9 protein-coding genes and 1 tRNA gene are annotated in these 13,874 nt (G+C 31.7%); 7 read left to right on the top strand and 3 right to left on the bottom strand.

The features are described from left to right. A complete protein-coding gene (locus QYS48_RS02415; protein ID WP_308357373.1) occupies positions 1 to 3,429 on the top strand; it encodes a hypothetical protein in 3,429 nt (1,142 codons plus the stop codon). On the opposite strand, the gene QYS48_RS02410 is transcribed toward QYS48_RS02415, so the two are convergent. Together QYS48_RS02410 and QYS48_RS02405 are read right to left on the bottom strand one after the other, a co-directional pair. After that, positions 3,426 to 4,178, bottom strand: coding sequence for an ABC transporter ATP-binding protein (locus QYS48_RS02410; protein WP_302103878.1), 753 nt, complete (start codon positions 4,176 to 4,178; stop codon positions 3,426 to 3,428). The genes QYS48_RS02415 and QYS48_RS02410 overlap by 4 nt on opposite strands. A 3-nt stretch (positions 4,179 to 4,181) precedes the next feature. Beyond that, entirely contained in the window at positions 4,182 to 4,913 is a 732-nt protein-coding gene (locus tag QYS48_RS02405) for an ABC transporter permease (protein ID WP_302127318.1), read from the bottom strand. 201 nt (positions 4,914 to 5,114) lie between these two features. Here QYS48_RS02405 and QYS48_RS02400 point away from each other — a divergent pair, with 201 nt between their 5' ends. From QYS48_RS02400 to QYS48_RS02390, 3 genes are read left to right on the top strand one after another with little or no spacing between them, the layout of a single operon-like run. Next, positions 5,115 to 5,819 carry an SDR family oxidoreductase gene (locus QYS48_RS02400; protein WP_308357372.1) on the top strand — a complete coding sequence of 235 codons (705 nt, stop codon included), beginning with the start codon at positions 5,115 to 5,117 and terminating at the stop codon, positions 5,817 to 5,819. Between the two features lie 2 nt (positions 5,820 to 5,821). Further along, positions 5,822 to 6,943: an aminotransferase class I/II-fold pyridoxal phosphate-dependent enzyme gene (locus tag QYS48_RS02395; RefSeq protein ID WP_308357371.1), complete on the top strand. Its 1,122-nt coding sequence runs from the start codon at positions 5,822 to 5,824 to the stop codon at positions 6,941 to 6,943. Between the two features lie 50 nt (positions 6,944 to 6,993). Beyond that, the gene (locus QYS48_RS02390; protein ID WP_308357370.1) at positions 6,994 to 8,943 is read left to right on the top strand and encodes a nucleoside-diphosphate sugar epimerase/dehydratase; all 1,950 of its coding nucleotides are present in this window, start codon (positions 6,994 to 6,996) and stop codon (positions 8,941 to 8,943) included. Between the two features lie 2 nt (positions 8,944 to 8,945). Here the strand turns inward: QYS48_RS02390 and QYS48_RS02385 are convergent, their stop codons facing one another. Next, entirely contained in the window at positions 8,946 to 9,638 is a 693-nt protein-coding gene (locus tag QYS48_RS02385) for an NUDIX domain-containing protein (RefSeq protein WP_308357369.1), read from the bottom strand. Between the two features lie 175 nt (positions 9,639 to 9,813). Between QYS48_RS02385 and QYS48_RS02380 the strand changes: the two genes are divergently transcribed. From QYS48_RS02380 to QYS48_RS02370, 3 genes are all read left to right on the top strand, one after another. Then, positions 9,814 to 11,688: an ABC-F family ATP-binding cassette domain-containing protein gene (locus QYS48_RS02380; RefSeq protein WP_308357368.1), complete on the top strand. Its 1,875-nt coding sequence runs from the start codon at positions 9,814 to 9,816 to the stop codon at positions 11,686 to 11,688. A gap of 131 nt (positions 11,689 to 11,819) precedes the next feature. Next, positions 11,820 to 11,903 (top strand) — tRNA-Leu (locus QYS48_RS02375). A 457-nt stretch (positions 11,904 to 12,360) separates the two neighbouring features. Then, positions 12,361 to 13,353 (top strand): substrate-binding domain-containing protein, encoded by a 993-nt coding sequence (locus QYS48_RS02370; protein ID WP_308357367.1) that lies wholly within the window; start codon positions 12,361 to 12,363, stop codon positions 13,351 to 13,353. The last annotated feature ends 521 nt before the right edge of the window (positions 13,354 to 13,874 follow it).

Raw genomic sequence — 13,874 nt, 5'->3', positions numbered from 1 at the left:
TTGAATTGGAGATTTGCTAAAATATTACTTTTCTTGATAGGGGGCTTTTTTTCTCCAATGCTTTCGAATGCTCAAAATCATTGTTTTAAAACTCAATACTCCTCATTTAGTATTCCTGATTCGATTATAATTGTTCCTGCAACGATTAAGGTAAAAAATTCAAAAAATGAGGATTTCCCCTACGAACTTCATCATGATTATTTAAAAATACAAAGAGGAAATTATACTGGTGAGCTGGAAGTATGTTATAACTATGTATCAGTTAAGAAATCTATTGTTGAAACAGCAGTTCCAGAAAAATTATTTGATAGTAGTGCCATTTTCACGGATTATAAAGTTCCTATATCAATAGGAAATAAATCAAATCAAGAGCTTTTGGGACTAGGAGCTCTCAATATTTCAGGTGCTTTTATGAGATCTGTTTCAGCTGGAAGACAACAATCAACTATGATGCACTCTGTTATGGACTTAACAATTTCTGGAGCTATTTCAGATGAACTTGATGTAAAAGCGAGATTAACAGACCAGCAATTACCCTTTGAGCCTGAAGGAAATACGCAAAGATTACAAGATTTTGATCGTGTTAACATTCAATTAATTCATAATGATTGGGCTGTGGAAGCAGGAGATTTAAATTTAAGACCTACTAAAACTTTTAATTTTTTAAAGTATAATAGACAAGTACAAGGAATTGGGCTTTCAACTTCCAAATTATCTATTGATTCAACTAATTCAAATACCGAATTGGTAGTCTCTTTTGCAAGAAGTAAGGCGGGTGTGCAAAATATTGAACCCATAGAAGGTGTTTTAGGTCCTTATAGAATTGAAGGCCCTCAAAATGAACCTTTCATTTTTATTTTGGCGGGTTCTGAAACCGTTTATTTAGATGGTGAAAAATTAGAAAGAGGATTAGAAAACGATTATATTATAGATTATAATGCAGCAGAAATCACATTTAATTCTCATTTGTATCTATCAAAATATAGTGTGATTCAAATTGAGTTTGAATATTCTGATCGGCAATATGACAGAACGGTAACAAATTTCCAGCACAATCAAAAAATAGGCAACTTAGATATAAATGTAGGTTACTTTCAACAAAAGGATAAACCAGGCAATCAAATTAATACTTTTAGTGAGTATGATTTTCAACAGCTCTCCAATATAAGTGGTATCAATTCTTATGGTGAAATTCAAGCTATTGATAGCATTGGCTTTCAAGAAGGACAAATAAATTATGCTAAGATTGATACAACTTTAAGTGGTAAAAAGTATTCGATTTATAGATATTCAAAAGACCCTAGATCTGCTCATTACAATTTAATATTTACACAGGTAGGTCAAAATAATGGTAACTATATAATATCGAATTCTTCAATTAATGGAGTAGTTTATGAATGGGTAGCACCAATAGATGATATCCCTCAGGGTAATTATGAGCCCGTAAAACGAGTAGCTCTTCCTCAAAATCAAAGAATAATAGATGTTGGTTTAACTTATAATCTAAATAATGGTTCAACAGTGGGACTTGAATATGCGGGATCGGAATTCGTATCAAATCAATTTAATCCCGAGGCTAGCCAACAGAAAGGAAACGCTCTAAAGTTAAGCTACACTTCAGACAATAAAGAGTTAAACTTTTTAAAAGAGGTATACATTAATAATCATATAAGTTATGAATATTTAGATTCTACTTTTTCTCCAATTCAACCATTTCGAGAAATTTATTTTAATCGAAATTGGGGGCTGCAGGAATCTGCGGTGTATTTGGCAGGAGAGGAGCACTTGATCAATTTAGGTACTGAAATTTCTACTGAAAGGCAGCTTGCTAATTATAGCATTACATTTAGAGATAAAGAAAATGCAGGTCAAGGTGTTCAACAAAAAATTAGATATCATAGGAAAGGTGATCTTCAGATTACTGCTAATGCTTTTGTAATGGATAATCATGTTGAAGCAAAAAACATTAGCTGGAGAAAGGCTCTTTTTGATATTAATTTTACACAATATGAATTAATTCCAGGCTATACTTTTAATACTCAGCAACATCAGATTTGGCAAAATGAAATCATAGAGCAGAGTTTTCAATATTTTAATAGTCACCAATTCTATCTAAAAAAAATAGATTCATCAGCTTGGTCGTTTTTACTATCTCATGAATTAAGACAAGATGATATCCCTTTTGAAGAGAAAATGGTTAGAAATGAAGATGCTCAGAATACTAAACTCGAAACCTCCTTTCAATTCAATGAGGGGAATAGGCTTTCATTGAATGCTATTAACAGAAATATTGTACAGAAAAATGATTCCAATAGCCAACAACACTACTTACAAGGAGGAATAAACTGGCTCTCTTCTTTATTGGATGGACATATCAATCAAAATATAAATTTTCAAACAGGGACTGGCAGAGTATTAGAAAGAAACTATTTCTTTATGGAAGTTGCAAGAAATTTGGGAACACATTCGTGGTCTGATTTAAATAATAATGGTGAAAAAGAGCTAAATGAGTTCTTTGAAGATGAAACCGAATATGGAAATAGGAATTATGTAAAAGTTCTAACTATGGGAAGTGACTATAAAACGGCTTACATTAATCGCTTGCTATATCAATTGCAATGGAAAATGCCTGAAAGTTGGCGGGATTCAGATGGTCTGCTTTACTATTTTGGAAAACTATCGGGTAACTTTAACGCTAATTTTGATTCGAAAAATACTTTTGAAAATTGGCTGGATAGAATTTCTCCATTGAGTAATACAGAAAATGAAAATGTTTTATCCTCTAGAAATATTTGGAAAAGTTCCTTTTATTATAATAGAGGTGGCAATTTGAATTTTGAATCTACTTGGTCTTCATCTAATAGAAAGCAATTATTATTAGATGGTTTTGAAGGGATGTCAAGAAAAAACTATTTGTTTAGTACTAGCTTAAATACTTTTCAAGATTGGAATGTTAACCTTAGCTATCTTAATTCAATTAGTACTTCATTTTCTGATAGAGTAGACGAACGAGATTACGCTTTCACAAGTCAATCTATTATCCCTAAGATTATGTGGCAAAACGGTAAAAAATTAAGATTAGTGTTAGCCTATAAAAATAATAATAAATGGAGTGAACACGAGGCTTTTGGTGGTAGTGTAAATGTTAATTCAATAGAATTAAGTAATAAGTTTATACAATCACAAAATGACATTTTTGAATCAAAAGTTAGTTATGTAAGTGTAGATTCAAAATTAAAAGATAATCAGAGCCCTTTAGCTTTTGAAATGTTTGAAGGATTACAAGCAGGAGATAATTATGTATGGAATATTTCTATGAAAAGAAAATTGATAGGTGATCTAAACTTAATCCTTCAATATATTGGAAGAAAAAGCAAAGATTACCCGGTTATCCATAATGGGAGTGTGCAATTAACAGCTCTTTTTTAAAGCGTTTTTCTAAGCTTTTTCATAAACTTACTAGCGAAAATAAATTCTTCTAAGTCTTCTTGATTAGAAGTTAAAACTGTATCTGAATTACCTTCCCATAGCTTTTTACCTTTTTCTAAATAAATAATATGCTCACCAATTCCCATGACGGAATTCATATCATGTGTAACCACTATAGTGGTTACATTTAATTCATGCGTAATTTCTTGTATTAGTTCATCTATTAATAGGGAAGTTCTTGGATCTAAGCCTGAATTTGGTTCATCACAGAATAAGTAATTAATATCATTCACAATAGCTCTTGCAATTCCAACTCTCTTCTTCTGGCCACCACTAATTTCGGATGGCATTTTTTTATTAATGTTTTCCAATCCAACTCTACTTAATACATTATTGACACGATCAAGCTTTTCATCTTTTTTCATATCAGTAAGTAGATCTAAAGGAAACATTACATTTTCCTCAATATTTTTCGAATCGAATAAAGCACCTCCTTGAAAAAGCATTCCAATTTCTCTTCTCATTTGTGCTTTTTCTTCCTTATCTGCTTTTAAAAATGATCTGCCGTCATACAGTACTTCTCCAGTCTCTGGTATTATTAAACCGACAATACATTTTAATAATACACTTTTTCCAGTTCCGCTGGCTCCAATTATCAGGTTCGTAATACCTCTGTCAAATGTGCCTGATATATTTTCAAGAACAGAAGTGCCATTAAATGATTTAGATATGTTTGTTATTTCAATCATTGCTTAATTCAATAATAATTCTGCTAAAATGTAATCTGCTAATAATATTGCAATACAGCTTTTGGTTACCGCACTTGTACTTGATCGACCAACTTCAAGTGCACCACCTGTTGTGTAGAATCCTTGAAAAGCAGAAATTGAGGCAATTAAAAACGCGAAAACTACAGACTTTATTAAGGCAAATTGCACGGTATACGAATTAAAATCGATTCTAATACCATATACATATTCTGTTTCAGTTAAAATGCCTGTCATTGTACCCGCTATATAACCGCCATATAATGACAAAAAGCCTGCAATAATTACTAATAAAGGGTACATAATCATAGCAGCCACTATTTTAGGCAATACTAAATAGGATGCTGAGTTGATTCCCATAACCTCTAAGGCATCAATTTGCTCAGTAATTCTCATAGTACCCAATCCACTGGCTATACTTGACCCAACTTTTCCGGCAATTACAATAGCCGTAATGGTGGGTGCTAATTCCAAAACAACCATTTCCCGAGTAACCTGAGCTACAACATAATTTTGAATTAAAGGACTCACTAAATTATAGGCCGTCTGCACTGTAGTTACAGCACCCATAAAGGTTGAGGTAATTGCAACAATTAAGATAGAATTCCAACCAATAGAAATACATTCATTAATGGTTAGTTTTAGATAAGAAGAAAAGGTTTCTCTTCTTACGAACATACTCCCTAAAAAAATAAAATAAGCACCGATTGCTTTCATAAGGTTGTTGTTTCTTGAATCTTCAAATTTAAAGTTAGCATGAAAATTCTCTTTGCAATAAAATAAAACGCTAAAGTGAAAGAAAATTTTAGCTTGTGCATTAAATAATCTTTAAACATTACGCTAGTTGTGAAATGTTGTTTGTAGAACTATGATAAATATCGTTAGTTTCGTATTCTTAAAACTAGTTGCATTATAATTATGGATAAATATATAGTAATCACAGGAGGTACAAAAGGCATTGGTAGAGCCATTATTATGAAATTTGCTCAAAATGGATTCAATATTATAACGTGTTCCAGAAAGAGTGATGAATTAAATGAGCTTAAGGAAGAAATAGAAAGGTCGAATGACATTAGGGTTTTTGTGAAAGTAGCTGATTTATCCAAGAAAGAAGAAGTAATTCAATTTGCCGAATTTGTAAAGGGCACTACCTCTAAAATTGATGTTCTTATTAATAATACGGGTGTGTTTTTACCTGGAAGCATCAAGGATGAGCCCGAAGGGAATTTAGAGATGATGATGAATACAAATTTGTTTTCTGCATATCATTTAACTAGAGCTTTATTACCTTCTATGTTACCCCATAAAAAGGGACACATCTTTTCAATGAGTAGTATTGCGGGTATTACAGCTTATTCAAGTGGAGGCTCATACAGTATCACAAAATATGCTATGCAAGGCTTTACAAAATGCTTGAGAGAAGAATTGAAGAGTGAAGGAGTAAAAGTAACTTCTATTATTCCTGGTGCAACCTATACAGCAAGTTGGGAAGGTGTTGATTTACCATTAGAAAGATTCATGAAGGCAGAAGATGTTGCTGAATCAGTTTGGTCAGCTTATGCTTTATCAGACAGAACTGTAGTGGAAGAAATTGTTCTTAGACCTCAATTAGGAGATATATAATCATGAATGAGAGAATATTTTTATCAGCTCCCCATATGGGAGGACAGGAAATTAAGTTTATAAATCAAGCATTTGATGAAAACTGGATTGCCCCTTTAGGTCCTAATGTAAATGGATTTGAAAAAGACCTTCAGGATTATAATAAGGTATCGAATGCATCAGTTTTAAGTTCTGGTACAGCCGCTATCCATTTAGCTCTAATTTTATTGGGTATAAAGCGAGATGATGTTGTACTAGCTTCTAGCTTTACTTTTTCAGCAACAGTCAACCCCATTGTCTATCAGCAGGCAAATCCAGTTCTTATTGACAGTGAAGATGAAACATGGAATATGGATCCTAATTTGCTTGAAAAAGCTATTAAAGAATATATTCAGAAAGGCAAAAAGCCGAAAGCCATCATATTTGTTCATTTGTATGGTATGCCGGGCAAAATTGAGGAGGTAAGAGCTCTGGCTGATCAATATGAAATTCCAATAATTGAAGACGCTGCAGAAGCTTTAGGGGCAAGCTTGAAAGGAAAAGCATTAGGCACCTTTGGTGATTTTGGTGTTTTTTCTTTTAACGGAAATAAAATTATAACTACTTCAGGAGGAGGAGCACTCGTTTCAGAAAATAAAGAATGGATTGATAAATCACGCTTTTTAGCTACACAAGCACGTGATGCGGCTCCTCATTATCAACATTCAGAAATTGGCTATAATTACCGAATGAGTAACATAGCCGCAGGTATTGGTAGAGGGCAAATGTTAGTGCTAGATCAATGGGTTGAAAAAAGAAGGGCCAATCATGAATTCTATAGAAATGAATTAGGGAATTTAGGCTTAAGCTTTTTAAATGAGCCTGAAAATTCTTTCAGTAATAGATGGTTAACCTGCGTTCTTTTTGATGAATCAATTAAAAGGACAACTGAAGAATTAAGGCAATATTTAGAGGGATTCAATATTGAAACAAGGCCATTATGGAAACCAATGCACTTACAACCAGTATTCAAAAAATATGACGCCTATACCTCTGGTGTTTCAGAAAAATTATTTAAAACTGGCTTATGTCTTCCATCTAGTTCATCATTATCTAAGGACCAAAAGCAACTAATAGTCGAAAAGATTAAGCAATTTCTTAAATAAAAGCTTAAATAATTATAATAAAATATTATTTAGATTATATTTACCTATTAATGATTAAGAAAATCAACGATATCAGCTTTTTACCTAGGTGGATTATTTTATTAATCGACCTTTTGTTGTTGATGTCAGCAATCGTAATTGCTTATTTACTTCGTTTCAACTTTAATTTGGCAGATGTTTTGGCTTTTAAGTTTACTGAAGGCCTTGTTTTATTTCTGATTTGTCATTTAATCTCTATTTTCTTAACGCAAAGTTATGCCGGAATCATTAGGTATACCTCCATTGAAGATGGTTTAAGAATCTCATACACTACTTTTATTGGTACAATTCTTATTGCTATCATCAGTTATTTAAATTACTGGTACAGAGGAAGTGTAATTATTCCAGCCTCAGTTTTAATTATAAGCTTTATTTTATCTGTAAGTATATTATTTTCTTACAGGGTATTAGTTAAAAACCTTTTTAGTTACTATCGAGATGCTGTTAGAAATAGAAAAAATATTATAATATTTGGAGCCGGCCAATATGGAATAATCACCAAGCAAGTAATTGATGCTGATCCAAATGCAAGATCAAGAGTGGTTGGATTTATTGATGATGACATCAAAAAATCAGGTAAAATTTTAAATGGTACTCCTATTTTTGATGCCAATTATAATCTTGATGAAATTCTTAAGAAATATGCTGTTCGAGAAATCATCATTGCGATTGCCAATCTTTCTGTGGAAAGGAAAAATGAGTTGGTAGATTATTGCTTAAAAGCCCATGTGAAAGTAAGGTCAGTTCCACCACCAGAAAAATGGGTAAATGGTGAACTAAGCATAAATCAAATTAAAGAAGTACGCATTGAAGATTTATTGGGCAGAGAATCAATTCAATTACAAAATCCGAAAGTTTCAGAAAGCATAGCTGGCAAAATTGTACTAATAACTGGAGCAGCAGGTTCAATTGGTTCTGAAATAGCGAAGCAAGTTCTAAAAGTAAAGCCTAAAAAATTATTAATTCTTGATCAGGCAGAATCATTTTTATATGCAGTTGATTTAGACTTAGTTAATCAGAATAAGGATAAAAAAGTAGAAATTACTCCTTTGATTGTTGATGTTACCAATAAAAGAAGGTTAGAAGGGATTTTCGAAAAATATAATCCGGATATTGTTTACCATGCTGCTGCATATAAACACGTGCCATTAATGGAAAAACATCCAGTTGAAGCCATAGCTACTAATGTATTTGGTACAAAAAATCTGGCCGACCTAGCGGTTCAATACAATGTTGAAAAGTTTGTAATGGTATCAACAGATAAGGCTGTGAATCCTACAAATGTGATGGGAGCCACAAAAAGATTAGCTGAACTTTATGTCCAATCTTTAAATGATGTAAAAGCTGATGGTAAAAAGAATACCACTAAATTCGTTACTACCAGATTTGGTAATGTGCTAGGTTCAAATGGATCAGTAATTCCATTATTTAAAAATCAAATTGAAAAAGGAGGGCCAGTTACCGTTACTCATCCTGATGTAACTCGATATTTCATGACGATCCCAGAAGCTTGTCAGTTAGTAATAGAAGCTGGTGTTATGGGGTTTGGCGGTGAGATTTTTGTATTTGATATGGGTAAATCAGTTAAAATAATTGATTTAGCTAAAAAAATGATTCAGCTTTCTGGTTTTGAAGTAGGGGTAGATATCAATATAGAATATACAGGATTAAGAGAAGGGGAGAAATTATATGAAGAGTTGTTAAGCAATAAAGAAACAACACTTCCTACTTACCATGAAAAGATTCTAATTGCAAAAACAGATAGAATGCGTCATAACGAAATCTCATCTGAGCTTTCTAAACTTTATGATTTACTGTTGGATGAGAATGAGATGGGGATGATCATGCAAATCAAAAAGATTATTCCTGAATTTATCAGTCATGCTTCTCGTTTTGAAGTTTTAGATGATAAGACCGTTGATGGTAAAAACAAATGGAGTATTAGCAGAAGAATCAGCTAATCTTATTTCTTTACCTCAATTAGCCCTTCCTGATATTCATGAAATTTTTTCATTACATATCGAATTGAACGATATGTATTCAGTAAAACAGTTCTTAATTCAACTTTATTTACCCAGATTACTTTTTCAATACCTTCTTCTTTTTGAGGCTTCATTTTATCATCTGCCTTTAAAGTCATATGATACCAACTAGTCTTTTTCAAATGGTTTTTACCATTTCTAGTATAGGTATGCCATGTTTTACAAACCTTTGGGCCTAATTCTACTTTAACATTGCACTCTTCCTCTACTTCTCTTACAGCAGCTACATTTACTTTTTCTTTCTTTTCTAATTTACCTTTTGGTAAATCCCACTTTTTTAATCTATAAATAAAAAGATATTTATTCTTTTTAGTAACAATTCCTCCAGCTGCCTCTACAATTTTAAATTCCTTTTTAAAATCTTTTACTACTTTCGTATAGTCAAAAACTTTAACGGTAAGCGAATCTAAATTTTTATTCTGATCCGAAGATAAGAATTGATAGAAGTCTATAATATTCTTAAGGCTTCCCTTCCTTATTAATACATCATCAATCAGATTATCATATCTAATTTTTTCTTTTTCAGCATCAATAATTAAATCATAATGTTCTCTGTCAATTTCCCTATCCATAGGAACTAAATATAGAGGGACATCATTTATAAATACTTTCATAGGAATTGTTTTGTGCCATGCAATTAAAAGAATAATTCAGAATGTGCCAATTAATAAATATGGAATTTGAAATATATTAATTATGCGCATAGCTACATTATAAATTTAAATAATAGGCCTACTTTTGTTATGAATATCAAATAGTTGAATTACTACTGAATTAAAATATTATTCAATGAATTATCTGTCAGTTGAAAATGTCACCAAAAGGTTTGGGGAAAGGGCTCTTTTTGAAAATATATCGTTTGGACTTGCTCAAGGAGAAAAGATCGCATTAGTGGGGATAAATGGATCAGGGAAATCAACTCTTTTAAAGATTTTAATGGAAGAGGAAACCGCAGATTCAGGTGATTTTAGTTTTCGAAATGATATTAAAATAGGGTTTTTATCTCAGAATCCTCAATTCGAAAAAGGTTTAACAGCAACTGAAGCAATATTTAATACTGATCATGAGTCTTTGAATATTATTAGAGATTACGAAAAATTGGCTAACAAGTCAGAAATGAATGAAAAGGAACAAGGGCAGTTTCAAAATTTAATGGAGAAGATGGAGGCACTCCAATTATGGGATTATGAAAGCCAAGTTCAGCAAATTTTAGGTCAATTAGGCATTCATGATATTCAACAAGTAGTTGAAAATATGTCAGGCGGCCAAAAGAAGAGAGTTGCTTTAGCTGCTCAATTAATTGTAAAGCCCGATTTTTTAATTCTTGATGAGCCCACTAACCATTTAGATATAAATGTAATTGAATGGTTAGAAAACTATTTGCTAACGCAAAATATAACACTCTTAATGGTGACACATGATCGCTATTTTTTAGACAGAATATGCAATGGTATCATAGAAATTGACCAACAACAGATTTATAAATACAAGGGCAACTATGAGGAATTCCTTGTAAAGAAAAAGGAAAGAGAGGAGGCTGAGCAGATTGAGGTTGATAAAGCCCGAAATCTCATGAAGAAAGAGCAAGAATGGATGAGAAGAATGCCCAAAGCTAGGGGGACAAAAGCTAAATATAGAGTTGATGCATTTCATGATTTGAAAGAAAAGGCATCTAAAAATTTGAAGAAAGATACTGTAGAGTTAGAAGTATCTCAAAAAAGGCTAGGAGGGAAAATCTTAGAACTTAAAAATATTTCAAAAAGCTTTGGAGACAAACAGCTTTTTGAAAACTTTAATTATGTATTCAAGAAAGGGGATAGAATTGGTATAGTTGGGAAAAATGGAGTCGGTAAAAGTACATTTTTAAATATCCTAACTCAAAAAATAGAGTCAGATACTGGAGAGATTGATCTAGGAGTTAACACTTCTTTTGGATATTATAAGCAACAAGAGATACAATTTGATGACAATAAGAAATTAATTGAGGTTGTATTAGAAATTGCAGAACATTTTAAATTGCCCGATGGTAGCGAGATATCCGCATCTCAATTTCTTAATAAATTTCTCTTTCCACCTAAACAACAACATGATTTTATCCATAAATTGAGTGGAGGCGAAAAAAGGAGATTACAACTATTAATGGTATTGATTAAAAATCCAAACTTTTTGATTTTGGATGAGCCTACTAATGATTTAGATCTTCAAACATTAGACATATTAGAAGATTTCCTTAATCGTTTTAATGGTTGCTTAATTATAGTTTCCCATGATCGTTATTTTATGGATAATTTAACCGATCAACTTTTCTTATTTGAAGGAGATAATCAGATAAAAATATTCAATGGTAATTATTCTGAGTATAGAACTCAACAAGGACAGCTGGAAAAGCAAATAGAAGAAAAGAAAAAAGAGGTATCTGTAAAAGAAAAACAAAAAGATACTCAAAAACAGAAGTTATCATATAAAGATAAAAGAGAGTTGGAATCCATTGATCATGAAATTCCTAAACTTAATCAACTAAAGGAAGAGTTAGAAAATATGCTTGCGAAGGGAGAAGGTGATGCGGATGATTTTGCTAAATGGGGTAAGGAATTAAATGAGATAAATGAAAAATTAGAAGAGTTGGAAATGAGGTGGTTAGAATTAAGTGAATTAGAAAGTTGAAACCATATTTATCTGGTTTAGAATAATTAAAAATCTAGATTTTAAAATCTCATAATGTTTTTTGAATAAAATATTGAAAGCATCTTTTCAATTTAAAATCATTAACTATATTTGCATCCCGTTCCAAGAATGCCTTGGTGGCGGAATTGGTAGACGCGTTGGTCTCAAACACCAATGGGGTAACACCCGTGCCGGTTCGACTCCGGCCCAAGGTACTATTAAACAATAAAAACCCTCTTAAATTAATTTTTAAGAGGGTTTTTGCGTTTACAGATTATTATAATCTCTAGAAATATTATTTATCTTGATCCATTCGACAAAAAGTCACATTATATATTCCATATTTTTTAGTCTGTTTTTTTAGAGAGTATAGTTGAAAGTGTACAGTTTAAAATTCTACAGCTATATGCCAATCACATAATTCAAACAATCCTAATTATATGGATTAGCATTTGATATCAATAAAATAAGCATAGCTATTCGGAATAAAACACATGTTTTAGGTTATCAAAACTTAATAAAAATTAGGAGTACACTGCTAAGTTTTTCGAAAACGGGTAAGTCCGTGAAGTTTAAAGCCTTAATTTTCAGTTGTTTGACGTGGAAATTATAAAAATAATCATTATATTATTTCATATAATCGATGTTTCACCTCGCTAAAACATAGAAATTATGAAAAAGTTAGTTATAATCATTTTAAGTACTTGTCTTTCAATTTCTGTAGGCTTTTCACAAAGAATTGGTGTTTTAATGGATAGTTATGTAGTGGAAAGATGGATGAATGATAGATATCATATATGTGATCAGATCAAAACACTAGGAGGAGAATCTATTGTAGAGGTAGCCAATGGAAATGCGGATGTTCAGGTAAGTCAGGCGAAAGCACTTATTGATGATGGTGTGAAAGTTTTAATAGTAGTGCCAGTTGATATTCAAAAAGGATTAGAGATTGTTGATTATGCGCAGGAAAAAGGAGTTAGTGTAATTGCCTATGACCGGATTATACCATCAGAAAATACAGACTTATATTTATCATTTGATAATGAAATGGTTGGAGAACTTCAAGCTAAGGAGGCTTTAAAGCACGCAGGTAATGGCAACTACATTTTGATCAATGGACCCAAATCAGATTATAATGCGATCTTGTTTAGAAAGGGACAACTTAAGGTATTAAATCCATTAGTTAGAAAAGGTGAGATTAGTATATATAAAGATATAGTACTTTCTAATTGGAGTGAGTTAGATGCATTCCTTGAAATGCAGGAAGTAGTTATGAAACTGGATAACGAGATTGTTGCTATTATTGCAGCAAATGATGCCTTAGCAAGTGGAGTAATTTCTGCGCTCAGTAGTAATGAAGTTTCAGAGAAGATCTACATAACTGGTCAAGATGCTGAAATCGAAGCAATAAGGAATTTAAAGGAAGGCTCGCAAGATATGACTATTTATAAACCCATTAAAGAATTGGCGTACTTAGCAGCTGAAAGCGCTATGAAAATGGCAAATGGTAAGAATATTGATCAGGCAAAATATTCTAAGATTGCTGGAGTTGAAGTGAAGTCAATATTACTAAAGCCAATGGTGGTTACAGTTGATAATTATATGGAAACTGTTGTGGCTGATGGTCACGTAACAATTGATGAATTAGCTGGTGAAGATAACTAACGTTTATTATTAGTGAACTAATGTTGATTGTGTTTTTTGAATGCAGCTGTTTTCTCCATCTTGAATAAAAAGTCATCTTCGGTTGTTAAGACTTTTTAGATTTTGAAAAACTCAAAATCATTTATATTGAAATTAAATCATTCCCTGGTTTCTCACAAACTAATTGAATTGCTGATATCAGAAACATTAGCGATTTTAAAATTGCTAATGGAAAGAGTAATGAGTTCTTTCGTGCTATTATATGTATTATAGTCGATCAAACAGCCATTTTTATTCTGTTGAAAATAAATTATAATAGATTATTAAGATTTCACATCTTTTATGTAGAGCTAATTACATCTCTTTATTGCATAAAAAACGTGAATTATCAGGAGCTATCATTATTAATGACGAATTAGATTAAAAAATCCTTATTTCAATTAATGAATGGAATTTAAAGCTGGAATAAATGTATTCCAGCCTTTCAATATTTTAATTCAAATTATTCTTAAATATTTTTCATAATTAATTTTCTGCATAAA

The sequence above is a fragment of the Marivirga arenosa genome (genome assembly GCF_030503895.2).
GTDB lineage: Bacteria > Bacteroidota > Bacteroidia > Cytophagales > Cyclobacteriaceae > Marivirga > Marivirga arenosa.
The sequence above is the reverse complement of the archived record's forward strand: the minus strand, read 5'-3'. Positions and strand labels throughout refer to the sequence as shown.